This is a genomic window from Rothia amarae, from assembly GCF_014705945.2.
Classification (GTDB): domain Bacteria; phylum Actinomycetota; class Actinomycetes; order Actinomycetales; family Micrococcaceae; genus Rothia; species Rothia amarae.
This window is the reverse complement of the sequence record NZ_CP061538.1, coordinates 1,089,858-1,108,808: the sequence shown is the minus strand read 5'-3', so window position 1 is coordinate 1,108,808 and position 18,951 is coordinate 1,089,858. Positions and strand designations below refer to the sequence as shown.

Sequence of the window (18,951 nt, the reverse complement as noted above, 5' to 3'; positions counted from 1 at the left end):
CAACAAGTGAGTATCGGGAGGATATTTTTATGCCCGGGGATGGGCTTTGTTATAAGTATTCGTTAAACGCTCCACTGAAACATGAGTATAGATTTGCGTAGTTGCAAGTGAAGAATGCCCCAGCAACTCCTGTACTGTTCGAATATCGGCTCCACCGTCTACCAAGTGGGTAGCTGCGCTGTGGCGGAAAACGTGAGCCCCTGATGCTTCTGTATTTTCGATGGAATGCAGTGCCCGAGTCAGGTCTTCACGAATCTGCCGGGAGTTCGCTCGTCGTCCTCTTGGACCTATAAAGAGTGCAGGCTCTACTCTTCCCTGGGGGTTGTTCTTGAACCATTGTGGGCGGCCTCGGGTGACCCACTGGGACAGTGCTCTCAGAGCTGGTTTGCCCAGCGGGACCACGCGTTCTTTGTTACCCTTACCGATAACTCTGAATGTGTTTTCAGATCGGTTGATAGAAGATAAATCTAATTGAGTCAGCTCAGAAATACGGATACCACTGGAATATAGAATCTCGATAACGGCGAGTAAGCGCAAGTTTTTCGCGTCATTTGGATCATGTGCTATCTGTTGGGAGACTTGGTCAATGAGTTGCTGTATTTGCTGTTCGTTAAGTACTTCTGGCAGGTGTTTCTCGCGCTTAGGGTTTGCCAATATGAGAGTAGGGTTTGCGGTGATTAATCCATCTTCTTCTGCCCATGCAAAGAAAACCCGAAGGCTTGAGCTGTGGCGCGCCAGCGAATTTCGGGATGCGTTGTGAGCATGTTGAGATGCTAACCATGAACGAACCATGGTGATATCGATTTCTTCAAGCTCTCGAGCCCCTTGGCGCAGTGCAAAAGCCATGAATGCGGTGATGTCCTGCTGATACGCTGCGATGGTGTGAGGTGACCTAAACTTTTCATATTTGAGGTAACGCACAAAATTCTCGAGCGCTCGGACAAATACTCGATCTTGGTCAAGTGCTTGAGCGCCTAGCGGCAGCGTAGGAGATAAAGTCTGATGCTGACTTGGCTGTTTCATGGCTCGCCCCCCCTTCTTCTCACACTGTATCACTGTGACTTTGACCAGCCTTGATTCTGGTTGAGAGCTACTCCTTTGGCGGCCAGCTGGGAGAGGGTAAGCATAGTTGTTCGAATATCCAGCCCACTCATTAGCGCAATATTTTCCAGCGGGGCAGGACGCCGTAGCGGGAGAGCATCCCACACCCTACTTTGAACTTCGGATAGCTTGGGAAGCTCTCCCCTTCCGGTCTCCAGCGGAATGTCTAATGTCTCTTCTTCGGGAGTAAATTTTGTCTGCATCATACTGACTATGTCCTGCGCATCCGTGACGACATGGGCCAGTTCTTTTTTAGCTAACCGATGGCATCCTTCAGAATTTGGGCTAAAGATATGCCCCGGAACTATACCTACTTCCCGACCCAAAGAGAGAGCATGATTCGCCGTGTTGAGTGCCCCCGAACGCCATCGGGCTTCAACGATGAGTGAGTAGCCGGATAAGGCAGCTATTAATCGATTGCGCTGGAGAAATCGCCAGCGAGTGGGGGAATTTCCCAGCGCGACTTCGCTAAGCAATAGACCTTCATTGATGAGTTCTCGAAGAAGATTTTCGTTTTGCTTAGGGTAAGGTCGGTCTACACCACATGCCATCAATGCAACAGAAGGTAATTTGCCCGACGTAACAGACAAAGCAGTTCGATGAGCAACGGCATCGATGCCAAAAGCGCCACCGGAAACAATACAGTACTCTCGTTCAACAAGGTCACCGACAATATGGGCAGTGGCGGAGGTGCCATAACTGGTGATGTCGCGCGAACCTACCACCGCCACTGAACTCGGAAGAGTCAGATGGTTCAGTTTGCTCCGGTCTCCCCTGCCCCAAATACCATAGGGCTTTTTCTCGCCAAGGTCATCCAAGGCACGTGGCCAATCAGAATCTTCGGGTATGCAGAACCAGGAATCTAAAGTCCCGGCCATGCGAAATTCTTGGTCAGTGTTCACTTTTCCTGAACGTAAAGACCATCTTTCGATACGGTTCCCCAATGCCTCATGAACCTTTTGGAGATCTGAGACTGGAATGCTCCGCATGGCATCAGTCTCTGTTCTCTGCTCCCAAATACCAGGAGTGAATTCTTGCCGCTGAGTTAAGAGATCAGCGGTGAGGAGCGGTCCTAACATCTCAATGCAGAGGTTAATATAGGGATCTTCAGGTTCAGCGATACGAACAATCTCTGCCCGCGCGCTGTGTTCAGGTGTCATCATGGTTTTCTCTTGAGCTTAAATGGTCTATGAAGGAGAGGTGCTGTGGAGATTACGAAAATACATGGCAAGATCCAGGTGCTCGGCTGCAGGAGAGGATTTTCCCTCCAAATCTGCGATAGTCCAAGCTGTACGTAGCACTCGGTCAAAGCCGCGAGCAGTAATTGTTCCTCTGTCCATGGCACGTAGCAGGGGCGAAAGTAGGGCGGCATCTAGCTTGAGGTCTCCTCGCAGCAGCCTGCCATTGGTTTCTGCGTTGGTAGAAAGACCATACGGTGCGAGTCTTTCTCGTTGAGCTGCTCTGGCTTGAATAACTCGTGTCCGAATGGATTCGCTCGATTCATTGTGCTCTGTGAGAGCTAACTCGTGAGATTGCACCCGTGGGACGGTGATGTGCAGATCAACACGGTCGAGCAGTGGACCGGAGAGCCGTCCAAAATAGTTTCTGCGCTCTTTGGAAGAACAAGTACATTCCAGACCTCGGCCTGTGTTCATTCCGCACGGGCAAGGATTAGCTGCGAGGACAAGCTGGAAACGGGCAGGGTATACAGCCGAAGCTATGGAGCGATCCAGCGTTATTTGCCCAGATTCTAGTGGTTGCCTCAAAGAATCGAGCACAGTGCGTTTGAATTCAGGTGCTTCGTCGAGAAATAGAACACCTCGATGCGCTTTGGAGATGGCTCCCGGTTTAGGTATGCCGCTTCCACCTCCCAAAATGGCTGGTGCCGAGGCAGAATGATGGGGAGCTTCAAAAGGAGGTTCTCTGATGAGTTCATGTCGAGGTGTGCCTGTTCCGCACAGAGAATGGATGGCGGTGACGTCCATTGCAGAGGAGTCATCTAACGGCGGTAGAATGCCTGGCAGCCTTTCGGCCAACATTGTTTTACCCGATCCAGGAGGTCCTTTGAAGAGTAGATGGTGTGCACCGGCGGCAGCAATCTCTAAGGCAAATCGCCCCTCACTTTGACCGCTGACTTCTGCCATATCCAAAAATCGTTTCGATTTTTGTTCTTCTGAGCTCCCTGCGAACTCTTTTCTTACCGGTGGATACTTAATATTTTTTTCGTCAATTCCGCTGGCAACTAGTAGCTCTGCCAACGATGAAAATCCGCGCACCTGCGCACCGGGGACCAGTATTGCCTCTTCAAGGTTTTCTTTTGGAACGACGAAATATTCAAAACCAGTGTCCACCGCGGCTTGGACAGCTGGCAGAATTCCGGGAATCCTTCGTAGAGATCCATCTAACCCTAGTTCACCCAAATAGATTATTTTTTCGGGAATCTTGAGTTCACCTGCCGCTTGTAAAGCCGCCATCACCAGCGCAAGATCGAAGCCAGAGCCTCTTTTGGCAAGAGTGGGTGGAGTCAAATTTATCGTGATTTTACGCTGGGGCAAAGGAATACCTGCGTTCTTAGCAGCCGACTTCACCCGATCCTTGGCCTCCGATAAGGAAGCATCCGGTAGTCCCAGCAATACAAAGCCGGGAAGTGCAGCAGTTATATCGGCTTCAACTTCTACAATATGCCCTTGGATACCGACCAAAGCCACCGAATATGTGCGAGCAAAACCCATCTAGTTCACAGCCTTGAGGTGCTCATAGGTGAAATTTGTAGGGGTTCCGCAAATAGAGACGGCATCCATACGTAAAGACCTAGCCCGATAGTCAGGGTTTTCAGAGCACCATGCATAGGCAAGTCTTTTGATGCGCTGGACTTTTTCCTGCTGAATCGCATCGAAAGGAGAACCAAAATTGAGCGTTGATCGCGTCTTTACCTCTACAAAGACGAGATCGCCTTCGGGGTCGAGCATAACAGCATCTATTTCGCCTCTGACACGTTTATCTCCCCGTTCGAGGCGCGGTCTCCAGTTTCTCGTGAGCAGCTGATACGCCGATAACTGCAATATAGCTACAGCAATATCTTCACCCCACTGCCCTACTTCAAGATGCGTTTTCATGTGGTGCCTTTCAATGAACAACATTTGTTGTTGTTTACTCTGCACCATGGAGAAGCAAAACGGATTTCACCGAATCGTAGATTGTGGATAACTACCCTCTTTATCCAAAATCCACAGGGCGATATTCCACAGGTAGGGCTGAGAACGAGCCCTTATTCATCAAAATCAGGCATCTCAGGGATAATCAATTCACCCTCGGTAGAGCGTTCTTCCACGTTGATATCTTTGACGGAAAAGATTTTCACATTCTTCATAAAGCGTGAAGGTCGGAAAATATCCCACACCCATACATCTGCCATCGCTACTTCGAAAAAGAGCGTTCCGTTATCCGCACGGGGTTGTACATCTACTGAATTACACAGGTAAAAACGTTTGTCTGTTTCCACCACATAGGTGAATAACCCAAATACGTTTTTATATTCTTCGTACAGAGCCATTTGCGCATCAGATTCAAAACTCTCTAGATCCTCACCGCTCATTATTTTTCACCGCCCTTTCTATATAGGTTGTTTTGACTTGCTCTGCGCTCACGCCTAGATTCCAGCTCAAGCGATGCTGGGTGGAAGGACCTATCTCGGCAAGTGCCTGCCGGTGACTCGCAGATCCATACCCTTTATTTTTGTGCCAACCATAAGCAGGAAAGCGCTGCGCTAGTTGATTCATGAGCGCATCCCGCTCAACTTTGGCAACCACAGAAGCTGCAGCAATGGACGCGCATTTATAGTCACCTTTGATGATGGTGACGACGAGGCCCTCCCACGGCTGTACAAGGGAGGAAGAACTCCCCCAGGCTTCCTGGGTCAACCGCTGATAGAGTTCTTCAGCTGGGTCCAAAGAAATCAATAAATCAGGCTCAGATGCAGTGAGCCAATCGTGCTTGCCATCTAAAAGAACCAAATCGGGCTTGATTTCAGGGCTCACGACCTGAGCTAAAGCACGTTGACCCGCCAGACGTAAGGAGCGCGTCATGCCCAAAGCATCAATCTCCTCTGGCTGAGTATGACCCACTGCCGTAGGAATCCACTTATTGATGAGAGGAACCATCTCCGTGCGTTTTTTCTCAGTAAGTGCTTTGGAATCGATGAGACCGTCTATTTGGAGTTCATCGGAAGCGGAGACCAACGATACTCCCACGCTCACCGGTCCGGAAAGCGAGCCACGCCCGACTTCATCCATGCCTGCAATAAGTTGGACACCGGAAGAGAAATATTCTCTTTCGGTGTCCAATGTAGCTGTCTTAATGTTCTTCACAACTTTCTTACTCGTTGGTATTCTCCGGCACGTTAGTAAAGACGTCCGAGGCTCCGCCGATGAACGTGAAGTGGCTCAAGGGCCAGGCTACAACGAACACTTCGCCTTCAACATCACCATCACTGATGAATTCGGTTCCATCTTCAATGTGATAGCGGGAATCTGCAGAGTTATTGCGATGATCGCCCAATACAAAGTAATTGTTCTCAGGAACAATCACGTCAAAAGGAATATCCGAGGGATTCGCACCGGGATACAAGTAGGGCTCGGTGATTTCTTCACCGTTAACCGTAATTTTGCCGTCAGCCGAGCAGCATACAACGTGGTCTCCACCTACGCCGATGACACGCTTGACCAAGTAATTATTGGATGTATCTGGAAGGATACCCACAAATGAAAGAGCAGTTCGAATGGGGTTTGTAGCAACTGGAGCGCTTTGATCAACCCAACCGTGCGCGTCTTTAAAAACAATGATGTCGCCACGTTCGGCTTCGCCAAACATCGAACCCGCAACATTGACGAAAACCCGGTCATTGACTTGGAGAGTATTTTCCATGGAACCAGAGGGGATATAAAAGCCTCTCAGTACAAAGGTCTTCAGAATAAACGCGATAAGAAGTGCGTAGAGGAGGACCATGAAAAACTCTTTAATCTGTCCACCAAGACCGGATGAATTCTCTTCTTTCGCAGGAACCGCGCGATGACGCATGGCAGCTACCTGATCTGATGTTTCGACGTCGTGGTTCGAGCTTTCGTTCAGGCGCTCGTTATTGATTTCATCAGTCACGCAAAATACCTCTTTCAAATGTGGGGAACGTATGACAGTGTACTGGGAATAAGGTTATGACCTGCGGTTCTCGGATCGCAAGAACACTGTGTGTCTGCACAAAAGCTAGGAGCTACCTGAATCATGCTCTATCGTTTGCCAGCGAGAAAATGGCCAGATAATCCACCGAGACTCACCCAAAACTTTCTCCTGCCGAATCATACCGCCCCCAGCAGATCCAAGTAATGCACGGGAATCACGGGAGTTATTCCGGTTATCCCCCATCACCCAGAGGCGACCCTCTGGAACCTGAACAGTGAATTTTTGTTCGGATGCCTTCATGCCTGTAGCAAGGTAGGGTTCGTCGATTTCTTGGCCATTCACAGAAATTTTTCCTGCAGGGCCGCAACAGCTGACCTTATCTCCTCCAACACCTATCACCCGTTTAACATAAATCGTGTCTGAGCCCACGATTCCAAGCCATTGCCCCGCCGTCCTGACGGGGTCGGTCGCCCAAGGGGATGCACTTTGATAAGGGTCAAAAGATCCGGTGCCGTCGAAGACCACGATGTCTCCCCGCGCGATATCGTCATAAGATTTCTCCACCACAATCCGGTCTCCGGATTCTAATGTGGGTTCCATAGATTCTGAAGGAATAAAGAAGATATCAAAAAAGAAGTGACGTACTACCACTAGGATGACAGCTGCTATAAAGAATGCCACAGCAAACAGGCGCCACCCCCGAACTCGGGAGAGACGCCTGTCTGTGGAGTTCGACCTTACGGTCTGTTCCATATAAGTCTCAGACTTACTTAACGTTATCGCGCTTTTCGCGGATACGAGCAGCCTTACCGTGACGGTCACGCATGTAGTACAACTTTGCACGACGAACGTCACCGCGGGTCAGAAGTTCAATCTTGTCGATGACAGGAGAGTGAACCGGGAAGGTACGCTCTACGCCAACGCCGAAAGAAACCTTACGAATGGTGAAGGTTTCGCGAACGCCTGCACCCTGACGACCTACAACGAAGCCTTTGAAGACCTGGACACGTGAACGGTTGCCTTCGACAATGTTGACGTGAACGTTGAGGGTGTCGCCAGGACCGAATTCAGGAATATCTGAACGGAGTGACTTATTGTCAATGAAGTCAAGAGTCTGCATTGATTTCTCCTGAGGTACCAGCCGCAGGTCTAATACTCTCGTTTTTACTTTCGCGCACAGTGTCTGAAAGTCCAGACTGTTGCTGCCACGAAGAAAGGTTTTACATAGCTAGATAATGGTACCTAGCTAAGGTTCACAATGTTGAGGTCGCTCATCCCCCTGCGGCAGGGGCGTACCCACTGTGGACACAAAGAATAATTATGACACTTTAAGGTTGACTTCACCACATCTCAGAAGCATTTTGCGGTGTGAGAGTTAACGCTTATGGGTCTTATGACCCATCCCTTTGTGCCTTATCTTTCTTCAAACGGTTTCTTTGTGCCCGGAGTTGGTTGAGCAAAGCGCGATCTTTTTTGTCCCAGTGCTCCTCTGGGTAGTCGCTGAGCATATCGAAACGTCGTTCGAAGGTTCGCTTTATCTGCTCATCTCGCCGCCATCTGGCGATTGCGCCGTGATTGCCTGATAGCAGGACGCCGGGTACCGCTCGATCTCTCCAGACAGCGGGTTTCGTGTAGACAGGGTATTCCAAGAGACCGCCCGTATGGGATTCTTCGCTGAGCGACTCAGGGTTCCCCATTGCCCCCGGAATCAGACGGCAGATTGCTTCAATCATTGCCATGACCGCTACTTCTCCCCCGTAGAGCACATAATCTCCCAGGGAGACAGGCATAACACGGAATGAATCTTCAGCCCATTCGTAGACCCGCTCGTCGATACCTTCATAGCGTGCAGGGGCGAACACAATATGTTGCTCAGTAGAGAGCTCATAGGCCATGGCCTGATTAAAGACCCGCCCCGCTGGGGAGGGAATAATCAAAAGTGGTTTCTCATTTTCTCCTGCAGAGGAAGTTAAAAAAGGCGAATCCTCCAAAACCTGATCCAGAGCACTACCCCATGGCTCAGGTTTCATCACCATTCCTGCGCCTCCGCCGTAGGGAGTATCATCCACGGTTTTATGACGGTCTGAGGTAAAATCCCGCAGATTATGAACCTGTAGGTCTACTAGTCCCTCTGTACGCGCTTTGCCCAGTAAGGAAAGCTCAAGGGGGGCTAAGTACTCGGGAAAAATAGTAATAACGTCTAAACGCAATTACGCCCCGCCTTCTGCAGCAGAGTCGTCCTGCCCCAATTCCAACAAACCAGCGGGAGGATCAATCAAAATAAAACTTTCATCCAGGTCAATCTCCGGAACAATTTCTTCCACAAAAGGAATCATGGCTTCAGAGCCGTTGGCGAGCTTCACAATGAGCAAATCTTGCGTAGGAAGTGTCTGCAACCCGATAACTGTGGCTACAGGATCTGCCGAAGGCAGCTCCCCTACTGGCACATCGCTGAGGAGGTAAACCGGCAAATCCAGGACGTCGTGCTCATAAATACCTTCATCCTCAGCGGCTTCTTCAGAGTTAAAGGTCAAACGCCAATCTCGGAAAAGTTCGGCATCATTACGTGTGGTAATTTCTTCAAACTTCACCACCAGAATTTTCTTGTTCCAGCGAGAATGAGCCACAGTGAGCTCTCCTGCCGGCGCCAGACGCGCTATAGGAGCAGAGGGAGAAAATTCTTCAATGCTCAGTCTCTCCCCCTGTGCAAAGCGGATATCGGGAGCGTCGGTAAAGATCTGGAGGGTAACCTCACCCCTAATGCCGTGGGGCTTACCGATTCTAGCTACCAATACCTGCACAGAAATCTCCTTGAATGGGCAAACACGAGCGCGAATTGCGCTCATCGTAGGGTTAAGTTTACAGCTTCATCGCACAGGGCCTCAATGAAACGAGCCCCGCATCTTGTATACAAGATGCGGGGCTCAATGATTTCAGCGTAGACCAAAAATCATTTAGCGTTTGCGATCGGTATCAACCACGTCAATACGTGTATGTTCTCCGTCGTTGATAGCGTCAATCACCGTACGAACACTGTTGGCAGTTCTTCCCTGGCGCCCGATAACTCGACCGAGATCTTCGGGATTGACCCGTACCTCTAAAGTCTCGCCCCGGCGTCCAGCTCGCGAACGAACCTCAACGTCATCAGGATGATTGACAATTCCTCGAACGAGGTGCTCGAGTGCATCAGCCAACATGATTATTCAGCTGCTTCCTCTGCAGCTTCTTCAGCTGCTTTGGGAGCCTCAGCTTCTGCTGGTTCTTCTGTCTTCTCTTCACCCTTAGGGGTGATAGCTTCAGGAAGAATAACCGAACCCTTATCAGGGGTTACGAATTCGGGCTTAGCTTCAACAGGCTTCAGAGTGGATTCTGACTTTTCGCCCTTGAACTTTGCCCAATCGCCGGTCAGCTTCAGCAACGCGCGAACCTGATCAGAAGGCTGAGCGCCTACTGACAGCCAGTACTGTGCACGCTCTGAATCAATCTGAACGAGTGAAGGCTGTTCAGTCGGCTGGTAGATGCCGATTTCTTCAATCGCACGACCGTCACGCTTCTTGCGTGAATCCATTACTACTACGCGGTAGCGAGGATCGCGGATTTTGCCCATACGCTTTAGACGAATTTTAACAGCCACTTTTGTGGACTCTCCTGTTTCTATAATTCTGCGAGATATTGATTCTGCGCTGGTGGGGCCAGCCGTCCTCAAATCTCTATGAACACCATGAAGTGCGGGTGAGAGGGACCGCACTCATCGAGTACCTGAAAAAGTATGCCAGAGGTTAGCCTCTTAATCCAGATGTTAAGCCGGAATCGAAGTGTGTTTTACGCCTATTTCTAGGTTTTTAGTCCTTGTAAACGTACCTAGTCTTATTCAGCCACGCATAAGTTGCACCCATCAGCAAACCACCACCAACGAAGTTCCCTAGCCATACCATGACCCAGTTCAGGGCCACAGCAGAAAAGCTCATGGATGCAGGCAGAGGATCGGAAGAGAACATTGCAATGGTCATCAGGGAAAAATTAGCGATAACGTGTTCCAGACCCAGTCCCACGAAAACCGCGAGAATAGAAATCACGGTTACGAACTTTGAAATGAATTCCTGAGCAAACATCGCCCCAACAAGTGCCATATTGACCACAAAGTTAGCGCCGATGCCTTCAATGAAAGCACCCCAAGCAGATTTGTGGAGTTTAGCCTCGGTCAATACAGAAATGAAATGGGTGTTATCCATGGTGGCAAATTTGGCAGACTGGCTCAGCAACAACGCCACCAGCACGCAACCCACCAGGTTCAGCAAAGTGGTGATGACGACGAGCCAGAGAGCCTTTCCCCACCTAATTTGACCAGTGGTAGCACCGTAGGAGCCAAACATCATATTGCCCGTTGCCAATTCAGAGTTCAGAATAACAATCGCAAACAGACCAATCCCAAAGGTAAAAGCAAAAACAAGTGAACCCATACCCTTAGCATGAGCTTCAACAGCCTGGCCTGCGACACCAGCAAAACCTGTGGCGAGCGTCAAGTAAACACCGGCAAGGGTGCCGCGCACAGCGAAGCGCCCAAAATCTTTTGTGAGGAGTTCGACCTTCTTATTGACCGCCCCCTGAACCGAATCATTCAAAGCCATGAGGCTTCATCCTTTCAAGAAAACTGTGTGTGAGATAGGGCGCCCCAGGGGCGAAATCTCAAAGTTAACTCTAAGAATAATAATGACCGGTACATTCAAGATGCCGAAACCCGCACCAAGTTCTATGAGATACGGCATACCTCAAAAGTGTTGCGCATCACCGAATAATATGAAGTGAAGTTTATTTACCCTCACCAAAGAATTTTCTAAGCTGCTGCCGAGTCTGTTCTTTTGTTTTATGACGCAGGTTCCGTAGGTTCCTGGCAATCTTCGATTTCCCGCCTTGAGGAGATTTTTCAGATTCGGTATCTAACTCTTCAACCAGTGAGGGAACATCAGAAACAACTTTTTTCTCGACCCCCAATGCACGGTTATCTGAAGTTTTTAGTTTGGAGTAGACCCGCCCAATAGCAATTTCAGAAACACCGGAGCCTGCCAAAAGGATTGCCAAAGCCGCTTGAACACGTGCCGATTCGCCTCTGGACAGCTTGCGGGTTGCCGCTAACGCCAACAATCCTGATGCACCCAACTGAGCGACGCCATCGGCGGTAAAAATCCAGGGACGACCGCGCAAGACGCGTTGCATCTGAGAGACGGCGTCCGTCCCATTAGGAAAAGCAGAGACGGATTCACTCACTACTTTAGCCACCGACATATGCGGTGCCAATGAGCGGTGCCCAGGGATACTTTCCATATCAACTCTGCCCTGAGCTACTTTGGATAGCTCCAGCGGTAAGCCCAAAAGCTGAAGGACAGATTCCATGCCCAGCTCCGAATCAGAGCTCTCCACATAGTTACGCAAACGCTTGGACGCGGTCTCATCGAGCCCATAGAACCACGTGAGATTTTCAATCTCATCGTTCATCTGCACAAAATTCAGAGGCTCTGGCAAAATACCGGGCAACAACCACAGCGTATCTAAAGCAAATGATTCCCGAGGAAGATACCGAGTCTGCTTCTTAGCCGGTCCCCACACCAAATTAATGACTGCTCCGGCATCGACGTCGTGGGAAACGGGTGTTCCTACCACCGTGTTCATCCATTCAGACCAGTCGCCCGTGGGCTCTTCGTTCCGTCCATTATCCCCGGGCACCACAAAAGCTAAATGCTGGGAATGCTCAGTGGATTCAGCCACAATCGCGGGCTTTCCCAAATTTTGCAGGATATGCAGCATAGAAACTGGGTCACAGGAAATCAATGACCAGCCATTATCTGCAGGTACAACGTCAACCGGACCAACGATCAGAGATTGAGCAACTAACGCCGGTACATCCGGCATCTCTAGCTCTATGAGCGCAGCTACTTCAGAATCAGCATCTAAAGTGAGTTCCTCCCCCAAAGTTGTCACGGGCACCGAATAGGAGTAGGAATCCTGAGTGGCACATAACCCTCCGCGCGTCGGCAATTCTTCCATCAGCTCGGCAGCGAATTCTTCAAAGTTAGTTCCCGGTCTAAGCACACCATCTTCACCCAGTTGAGCGGTAACAAATTCATCATCTTCAACCTCAACGGTGAGCACAAAAACATCAACATGCTTTTCATCGGCTTCATAGACCAAAATCTCCGGGCGATCCACAGAAGCAAGAAGCAAAGCCTTCACTACATCATCAGATGTCGCTTCAAGGATTTCCCGCTCAATCTCCGGGTCCAAGAGCTCAGCCGAAGCGTCGTCCTGCTTGCTAGGCTCATCAGTCACCGACACTAAATCTTCTGATACTTCAAGCTGCTTTTCGCCCTCTTCGCCTCCAGTAGATTTTTCAGCATCGGGAATATCAAGATTATTTTCCGCATCAGCCAGCATCTTTTGAAAAATCTCTTCAGTGAGCTCTTCATCGCTGGGCATAACAGCATCCGTCGATTTCTCAGAAGAATTCGCCTGAGCAGCCTGACGAATGACACCAATCATGTCTTGGATTTCCTGGCGCAATTGAGCCGTAGGCTCATGCGTATCAGCCTCATCCGCCTCTGCTACTTCGATGCCGGTTGCACCGAAATCCAGCGAAATTCTAGCCCAGGAAGTTATCAGCTGTTCGTCGCTAGGATTTTCGTGGAGTGAAGAATTATCTGACATTCTCAATAAAAGTCCTCAAGGATACTAAAAAGTAAAAATAGAAAGTATGGGATTCAGCCGAGGGAACCGTGCCCTCAGCTACCCAGCACGTCACTTATGAATCGTGAGAAGAAAGCTCTACGGTCTCTCCTGTTTCCAAAGCGCGATAGCAAGCTTTCAAACGAGCAGCAAAGCTTTCACCGAAGTGGTTTTCAAATGCTGCAGGTTCAAGCCAGCGGTAGCTTAAGAGTTCATCCTCCTGAAGGGTAATGACCGCATCGGAGGGTATTTGCCCACCATCATAGATGTAGTACGTTGAATCTCCCCACACCCCGCGGGATAGCCCATGGAAAATGAGAAGAACACGACCGAGGGCAAGATCCAGTCCTACTTCTTCTTGTACTTCGCGGAAACACCCCTGCTGAGGAGCTTCGCCTGCTTCTACAGTGCCTCCTGGAAGCGCCCATCCATCACGATAATTAGGTTCTACCGCCAAAAGACGATTCTGTTCGTCGCGGATGAGAGCACCAGCTGCTAGACGGCGGGTGGGAAGGGTTGCAATAAACTTCACCAGTTCATCGTGCGAAAGATAGGTATCTGCCATGGTGTCGCCTGCCCTTCAAAGTACCCGTTTAGATGGTGAATGTTGATTGATTCCAGCAGAAATAGAATAACCAATTTTTTCCAGAGGCACAGCTGAAGTTTGCCTTTGCACTCTCTCAGCGCAATTATTTTGCCTCTACAAAAAGTGCTCTGCGAAAATAAATATCGCAGAGCACCTATTGAGAGAAAACTTCTTACTTGTCTCCACCCAGGAATTTTTCAAAGCCCTTAGGCAAGTTCAAATCATCCATATTGAAATCTTGCTGGGACTGCTGACCAAATGCTGAACCAGTAGTAGCCTGCTTTTGGCTAGCAGCCTTCTCCTGCTGAGCTCGCTTAGCAGGATTGCCTGAACGAGCTTTCTTATTATTGTTCTTACCCTTGTTCTTCTTCTTAGCCCCACCTGCTGCAGCCATACCGGGCATCTGCATGCCACCGGGCATACCTGCCATGTTGCCCGCAGCCAGCTTCTTCATCATCTTCTGTGCTTGCGCAAAACGTTCCATCAGCTGATTAACTTCAGAAACCGTAACGCCCGAGCCTTTGGCAATACGGGCACGGCGAGAACCATTGATAATCTTAGGAGCAACGCGCTCATGCGGCGTCATCGAACGCACAATCGCTTCTACGCGATCGATTTCTTTATCGTCAAAGTTGTCAAGTTGCTGGCGAATCTGAGCCGCTCCAGGCATCATCATCAGCAGCTTCTTCATTGAACCCATTTTGCGAATCTGCTGCATCTGGGCAAGGAAGTCATCAAAAGTGAATTCTTCCTGATCCATGAACTTCTTCGCCATGCGATCAGCTTCAGTCTTATCCCAGCTAGCTTCTGCCTGCTCAATAAGAGTCAGAACATCGCCCATATCCAGGATGCGCGAAGCCATACGGTCAGGGTGGAACTGTTCAAAGTCCTTCACACCTTCACCGGTGGATGCAAACATAATAGGCTTGCCTGTCACCGAAGCAACAGAAAGCGCCGCGCCACCTCGGGCGTCGCCGTCGAGCTTTGAAAGCACGACGCCGGTGAAATCTACACCCTCGTTGAATGCCAGGGCGGTGTTAACAGCATCCTGACCAATCATGGCATCAATCACGAAGAGAACTTCGTTCGGTTCGATAGCATCGCGGATATCACGCGCCTGCTGCATAAGCTCAGCGTCCACGCCCAAACGACCAGCGGTATCGACAATGACCACGTCGTGCAACTTAGCACGTGCCTCATTGACACCGTCTTGAGCTACCTGAACGGGGTTGCCTGTAGGAGTATCAAACTCAGAAGTCACACCGGGATGCGGTGCAAAAACGCGTACACCCGCACGCTCACCCACAACCTTGAGCTGGTTCACAGCGTTAGGGCGCTGCAGGTCCGACGCCACCAGCAAAGGAGTATGCCCCTGGCTCTTCAGCCAGTAAGAAAGCTTGCCCGCCAAGGTAGTCTTACCGGCACCCTGCAAACCAGCCAACATAATAATGGTTGGACCGGTCTTAGACATCCTGATACGGCGAGTCTCGCCACCCAAAATACCCTTGAGCTCTTCATTGACAATCTTGACGATTTGCTGGCTCGGGTTCAGAGCCTCAGAAACTTCCTGCCCCAACGCCCTTTCTTTCACGGCAGCTGCGAATTCACGCACCACCGGAACAGCGACGTCGGCGTCCAGAAGCGCACGACGAATCTCGCGAACCGTAGCGTCGATATCAGCCTCAGTGAGACGACCTTTACCGCGAAGGTTTTTGAAGGTATTAGTCAGGCGATCGGAGAGTGAATTGAACACGAGCCGTGAACCACTTTCATCTTGGAGGATGGGTATGACCCATAATTTCTACATCAGCATCTAAGAATATCGCATCTACCATGCTCAGGTGCTGTGTTCGCTCTTGAAGGAGCTATGTGCCCTGGGCTTAGAGGTCGATTTCAAGCAAGATCGGAGTGTGATCTTGTCGGGGGCCGGAATTAATCATGTCTGAGATAGTCACCTGATCCGCTACCCGGTCAGAGACCAGCCAATAGTCAATGCGCCAGCCGCTGTTATTGATTTTTGAAGTCCTGGAACGCTGAGCCCACCAGGTATAAGCCCCCGTCACGTTGCCATGAAGGTGGCGGAAAGTGTCGGTAAATCCCCGCGAGAGAAGATGAGTAAATCCATCGCGCTCTTCCTGGGTAAAGCCGGGGGAACGAAGATTAGATGTGGGATTCGCCAAATCAATCTCAGTGTGGGCCACATTAAAATCGCCGGTGGCCAGAACAGGTTTAATTTCATCAAGCTTTGCCAAATAATCTGCATAATTTCTGTCCCATACCTGACGATCGGCTAGGCGTTTGAGCCCATCGGATGCGTTGGGGGTATAAACCTGAGTGACAAAGCAGTGCTCGAATTCGAGGGTAATCATGCGCCCTTCTGAATCCATAGTGCCCGGCCCTTCAATCTTAGGGAAGGTCACTTGTGGGTTCAGACCCTCTTTGATGAGGAACATCGTGCCTGCATAACCCTTGCGTGCCGGTTCTTCGGAGGTTACCCACTGCACCTGATAGCCAGGAAAATAACCGTGAAGAACTTCAAGGTGTTTCTTACTGGGGCCGGCGAGAGGCAGCTTTGTCTCCTGCAATGCCAAGACGTCGGGGGCATGTTCAGAAAGCGTGGCAAGGACGTCGCGGGAGAGCAACGCACGAGCAGAGTCGCTAGTGAGCGCCGCATTCAATGAGTCAATATTCCAGGAAATAAGTTTCATAACATCTATTCTACGGGTGCTCTAAAACGGCAAGAGGGCGAGACCTTTGTTGAAGTCTCGCCCTTGCACTTAAAGCTATCTCGGTTAGTCGAGGATAGCGTCCACGAATCCCTTGGCATCAAACGGCGCCAAATCATCTGGACCTTCGCCCAGCCCAACCAGTTTGACGGGCACGCCCAGTTCTTCCTGGATAGCGACGACGATGCCGCCCTTAGCTGAACCGTCCAGCTTAGTGAGCACAATGCCGGTGATGTTGACAACTTCAGAGAAAACCTTCGCCTGAATCATGCCGTTCTGACCGGTCGTTGCATCAATCACCAGCAGAACCTCGGTCACCGGCGCTTCTTTTTCAACTACGCGCTTAATCTTGCCGAGCTGATCCATCAGACCAGCCTTATTCTGCAGGCGACCTGCAGTATCAATCATCACGGTATCGACGGCCTGTGCTTTGCCTTCCTTAATCGCTTCAAAAGCGACCGATGCGGGGTCTGCGCCGTCTTTCTCCGACCGCACCGTCTGCACGCCTACTCGATCGCCCCAGGTCTGAAGCTGATCGGCAGCAGCTGCGCGGAAGGTATCGGCAGCTCCAAGGAGTAGTTTCTTATCTTCGGCAACCATAACGCGGGCAAGCTTACCCACGGTGGTAGTTTTGCCGACGCCGTTTACACCAACTACCAGCACTACACCGGGGTTTCCGTTCTCGCCCTCGAGGTGCAAGGATCGGTCAGTGTCGGGGCCAACAATCGCAAGGAGTTCCTCGTGGAGCATCTGCTTGACGTGCGCGGGGTTCTCGGTACCCTCTACACGAACACGACGCTGAAGAGCTTCAACGAGGCGTTCGGAAGGACCAGAGCCAAGATCTGCCATGAGGAGGGTTTCTTCGACTTCATCCCACACATCTTGATCGAGCTTATCGCGAGAGAGAAGAGCCAAGAGACCCTTACCCAAGAGATTGTTGGAGCGAGAAAGACGCTCACGCAGGCGTACCAAACGCCCTGCGGCGGAGGGGGGACGCTCAACGGTGGTAACCGCTTCGTCCTCACCGGATCTGACGTCATCAGCGTCTCGGGTGGAGGGGTACCCGTCCTTAGGCGCTTTCGGTCCCCTCAGAAGAACCGCAAGAACACCGCCAAGAATGAGCACACCCAGTACGATGTACAAAATTAGAGTCAGGGTATCATTCACCCCTCTAGCTTCTCATACCACTTCTTTCATCCCCAAGGTTTAACCACCCCAGGCTGCAGAATGAGTCTAGAATGGGCGATTATGGCTGAGAAAGATTCCCCAATTCCACCACACACCGGCGAAATTCCTCTGGTAGTACCTACCGCGAAGAATGCTGATCAATATATTCAAGCCTCAAGCTCAACTAAAGATTCTAATGTAACGGGCAGTGTTGCGCCGCCACAGAAGATTCCACCTCAGCTCAAGGTTCTGATTGTGGCAGCCTTTGCAATCGCCCTTGGCTTTGGTCTGATTGCACCGGTATTACCCCGATTTGCAGCCAGTTTCAACGTTGGTGCAATGGCCGCCGCACTGGTCGTGAGCATGTTCGCTGTGATGCGATTGGCTTTCGCACCGGCGTCGGGAAAAATCATTACGCTCCTCGGCGAACGACCCACCTATATTGCGGGTCTGTTAATAGTTGCTCTCTCCTCACTCGGCGTTGCCTTCTCCTGGGATTTCTACTCACTCCTTCTCTTCCGCGCTTTAGGCGGTGTGGGGTCGGTGATGTTTACAGTCTCCGCTATGGGTCTAATCGTTCGCTACGCACCTCAATCTCTGCGCGGCCGTATTTCGGGGTACTACGCGACGTCATTTCTTCTGGGTAATATCTTGGGTCCGGTAATGGGCGCAACCATGGCAGGCTTAGGAATGCGCCTGCCTTTTACCATCTATGCCGTGATGCTTTTTATTGCCGCAACCGTGGTATTTGTTTATCTCAAAGAGGTAGAAGACAAAAACGCTGGCGCTCAGACGATGCAACCTGCGCTTACTTTTAAGCAGGCGTTAGGCTTTGAAAATTACCGCGGTGCTTTGGTCACCAACTTTGCCATGGGCTGGGCAGCGCTGGGCATCCGCATTTCACTCATGCCGCTGGCAGCGGTAGCTCTTCTTGCGCAGTACCACTCCGGTGAGCTCTACGATGCCGAAGCTGGAGGAACAGTACTTGCCGGTGTTGCCCTCGCCCTCTATGCAGCGGGCAATGCGGTGACACAAAATATTTCTGGCTCGCTCTCAGACAAGAGTGGACGCCGCACCCTCATTTTTGTAGGTCTCCTCCTCAGCGGGGCATCCACCATTGCCGTAGGTTTTTCCACTACTCCGGTTATTTTCTGCGTTTTCTCTGTACTCACAGGAATTGGTACCGGATTATTGGGACCTTCTTTGCAGGCATCAGTTGCTGATGTTATTGGAAGCAACCGCTCCGGCGGTACCGTGCTGTCTACTTTCCAGATGCTCTCTGATTTAGGTCAGATTGTGGGTCCTCTTTTGGCGGGCTTTGTAGTAGACCAGTGGGGATACGGGGCAGCTTTTGGTATATCCGGTGCTCTGCTCATTCTGTGCTCTCTTGCATGGCGCCCAGGTCATCGGCCCCGTTTCCCCGCGCAGTGGGCAGATAAGAGCTACAGCGGCAAGTAAAACCAAGTCAGGCGTTCACTC

General features: G+C 50.6%; 20 protein-coding genes. 1 reads left to right on the top strand and 19 read right to left on the bottom strand.

Annotated elements, in window-relative coordinates:
* Nucleotides 1-27 precede the first annotated feature (27 nt).
* From IDM48_RS05345 to ftsY, 19 genes are all read right to left on the bottom strand, one after another.
* Nucleotides 28-1,023, bottom strand: a complete 996-nt coding sequence (locus IDM48_RS05345; RefSeq protein ID WP_190618443.1) for a tyrosine recombinase XerC — start codon at nucleotides 1,021-1,023, stop codon at nucleotides 28-30.
* Between the two features lie 29 nt (nucleotides 1,024-1,052).
* Nucleotides 1,053-2,264, bottom strand: coding sequence for a DNA-processing protein DprA (dprA, locus tag IDM48_RS05340; protein ID WP_190618441.1), 1,212 nt, complete (start codon nucleotides 2,262-2,264; stop codon nucleotides 1,053-1,055).
* 24 nt (nucleotides 2,265-2,288) lie between these two features.
* Nucleotides 2,289-3,833 carry a YifB family Mg chelatase-like AAA ATPase gene (locus tag IDM48_RS05335; protein WP_190618439.1) on the bottom strand — a complete coding sequence of 515 codons (1,545 nt, stop codon included), beginning with the start codon at nucleotides 3,831-3,833 and terminating at the stop codon, nucleotides 2,289-2,291.
* Nucleotides 3,834-4,217, bottom strand: coding sequence for a YraN family protein (locus IDM48_RS05330; RefSeq protein WP_145173147.1), 384 nt, complete (start codon nucleotides 4,215-4,217; stop codon nucleotides 3,834-3,836).
* 152 nt (nucleotides 4,218-4,369) lie between these two features.
* Nucleotides 4,370-4,696 carry a DUF2469 family protein gene (locus tag IDM48_RS05325; RefSeq protein WP_190618436.1) on the bottom strand — a complete coding sequence of 109 codons (327 nt, stop codon included), beginning with the start codon at nucleotides 4,694-4,696 and terminating at the stop codon, nucleotides 4,370-4,372.
* A complete protein-coding gene (locus IDM48_RS05320) occupies nucleotides 4,686-5,468 on the bottom strand; it encodes a ribonuclease HII (protein ID WP_238398057.1) in 783 nt (260 codons plus the stop codon). Before IDM48_RS05320 ends, IDM48_RS05325 begins: the two co-directional genes overlap by 11 nt.
* Before the next feature lie 7 nt (nucleotides 5,469-5,475).
* Nucleotides 5,476-6,255, bottom strand: coding sequence for a signal peptidase I (gene lepB / locus IDM48_RS05315; protein WP_238398056.1), 780 nt, complete (start codon nucleotides 6,253-6,255; stop codon nucleotides 5,476-5,478).
* 105 nt (nucleotides 6,256-6,360) lie between these two features.
* Nucleotides 6,361-6,957, bottom strand: coding sequence for a signal peptidase I (gene lepB / locus IDM48_RS05310; protein WP_233125985.1), 597 nt, complete (start codon nucleotides 6,955-6,957; stop codon nucleotides 6,361-6,363).
* Between the two features lie 85 nt (nucleotides 6,958-7,042).
* Complete coding sequence (gene rplS / locus IDM48_RS05305; protein ID WP_068170148.1) at nucleotides 7,043-7,396, bottom strand: 50S ribosomal protein L19; 354 nt, start codon at nucleotides 7,394-7,396, stop codon at nucleotides 7,043-7,045.
* 271 nt (nucleotides 7,397-7,667) lie between these two features.
* A complete protein-coding gene (gene trmD / locus IDM48_RS05300; protein WP_151144614.1) occupies nucleotides 7,668-8,486 on the bottom strand; it encodes a tRNA (guanosine(37)-N1)-methyltransferase TrmD in 819 nt (272 codons plus the stop codon).
* Entirely contained in the window at nucleotides 8,487-9,077 is a 591-nt protein-coding gene (rimM, locus tag IDM48_RS05295) for a ribosome maturation factor RimM (RefSeq protein WP_190618433.1), read from the bottom strand.
* Nucleotides 9,078-9,230: 153 nt separating this feature from the next.
* A complete protein-coding gene (locus IDM48_RS05290; protein WP_068170154.1) occupies nucleotides 9,231-9,473 on the bottom strand; it encodes an RNA-binding protein in 243 nt (80 codons plus the stop codon).
* 2 nt (nucleotides 9,474-9,475) lie between these two features.
* Nucleotides 9,476-9,910: a 30S ribosomal protein S16 gene (rpsP, locus tag IDM48_RS05285; RefSeq protein WP_068170157.1), complete on the bottom strand. Its 435-nt coding sequence runs from the start codon at nucleotides 9,908-9,910 to the stop codon at nucleotides 9,476-9,478.
* A 208-nt stretch (nucleotides 9,911-10,118) separates the two neighbouring features.
* Nucleotides 10,119-10,904 carry a formate/nitrite transporter family protein gene (locus IDM48_RS05280; RefSeq protein WP_190618431.1) on the bottom strand — a complete coding sequence of 262 codons (786 nt, stop codon included), beginning with the start codon at nucleotides 10,902-10,904 and terminating at the stop codon, nucleotides 10,119-10,121.
* 181 nt (nucleotides 10,905-11,085) lie between these two features.
* Nucleotides 11,086-12,975, bottom strand: a complete 1,890-nt coding sequence (locus IDM48_RS05275; RefSeq protein ID WP_190618429.1) for a hypothetical protein — start codon at nucleotides 12,973-12,975, stop codon at nucleotides 11,086-11,088.
* 94 nt (nucleotides 12,976-13,069) lie between these two features.
* A complete protein-coding gene (locus IDM48_RS05270) occupies nucleotides 13,070-13,558 on the bottom strand; it encodes an NUDIX domain-containing protein (protein WP_151144604.1) in 489 nt (162 codons plus the stop codon).
* A gap of 193 nt (nucleotides 13,559-13,751) precedes the next feature.
* Nucleotides 13,752-15,332, bottom strand: coding sequence for a signal recognition particle protein (ffh, locus tag IDM48_RS05265; RefSeq protein ID WP_190618427.1), 1,581 nt, complete (start codon nucleotides 15,330-15,332; stop codon nucleotides 13,752-13,754).
* Between the two features lie 127 nt (nucleotides 15,333-15,459).
* Nucleotides 15,460-16,287 carry an exodeoxyribonuclease III gene (locus tag IDM48_RS05260; RefSeq protein ID WP_145173171.1) on the bottom strand — a complete coding sequence of 276 codons (828 nt, stop codon included), beginning with the start codon at nucleotides 16,285-16,287 and terminating at the stop codon, nucleotides 15,460-15,462.
* A gap of 84 nt (nucleotides 16,288-16,371) precedes the next feature.
* Nucleotides 16,372-17,472 (bottom strand): signal recognition particle-docking protein FtsY, encoded by a 1,101-nt coding sequence (ftsY, locus tag IDM48_RS05255; protein WP_068170173.1) that lies wholly within the window; start codon nucleotides 17,470-17,472, stop codon nucleotides 16,372-16,374.
* 81 nt (nucleotides 17,473-17,553) lie between these two features.
* Here ftsY and IDM48_RS05250 point away from each other — a divergent pair, with 81 nt between their 5' ends.
* Nucleotides 17,554-18,930, top strand: a complete 1,377-nt coding sequence (locus IDM48_RS05250; RefSeq protein WP_190618425.1) for an MFS transporter — start codon at nucleotides 17,554-17,556, stop codon at nucleotides 18,928-18,930.
* The last annotated feature ends 21 nt before the right edge of the window (nucleotides 18,931-18,951 follow it).

Bases quoted from the DNA above. Each gene is read 5' to 3' on its own strand.
- IDM48_RS05270 (WP_151144604.1), bottom strand. From the start codon at position 13,558: ATGGCAGATACCTATCTTTCGCACGATGAACTGGTGAAGTTTATTGCA.
- IDM48_RS05290 (WP_068170154.1), bottom strand. From the start codon at position 9,473: ATGTTGGCTGATGCACTCGAGCACCTCGTTCGAGGAATTGTCAATCAT.
- IDM48_RS05325 (WP_190618436.1), bottom strand. From the start codon at position 4,696: ATGAGCGGTGAGGATCTAGAGAGTTTTGAATCTGATGCGCAAATGGCT.
- dprA (WP_190618441.1), bottom strand. From the start codon at position 2,264: ATGATGACACCTGAACACAGCGCGCGGGCAGAGATTGTTCGTATCGCT.
- IDM48_RS05275 (WP_190618429.1), bottom strand. From the start codon at position 12,975: ATGTCAGATAATTCTTCACTCCACGAAAATCCTAGCGACGAACAGCTG.
- IDM48_RS05330 (WP_145173147.1), bottom strand. From the start codon at position 4,217: ATGAAAACGCATCTTGAAGTAGGGCAGTGGGGTGAAGATATTGCTGTA.
- IDM48_RS05250 (WP_190618425.1), top strand. From the start codon at position 17,554: ATGGCTGAGAAAGATTCCCCAATTCCACCACACACCGGCGAAATTCCT.
- IDM48_RS05260 (WP_145173171.1), bottom strand. From the start codon at position 16,287: ATGAAACTTATTTCCTGGAATATTGACTCATTGAATGCGGCGCTCACT.
- IDM48_RS05280 (WP_190618431.1), bottom strand. From the start codon at position 10,904: ATGGCTTTGAATGATTCGGTTCAGGGGGCGGTCAATAAGAAGGTCGAA.
- IDM48_RS05335 (WP_190618439.1), bottom strand. From the start codon at position 3,833: ATGGGTTTTGCTCGCACATATTCGGTGGCTTTGGTCGGTATCCAAGGG.
- IDM48_RS05345 (WP_190618443.1), bottom strand. From the start codon at position 1,023: ATGAAACAGCCAAGTCAGCATCAGACTTTATCTCCTACGCTGCCGCTA.
- rplS (WP_068170148.1), bottom strand. From the start codon at position 7,396: ATGCAGACTCTTGACTTCATTGACAATAAGTCACTCCGTTCAGATATT.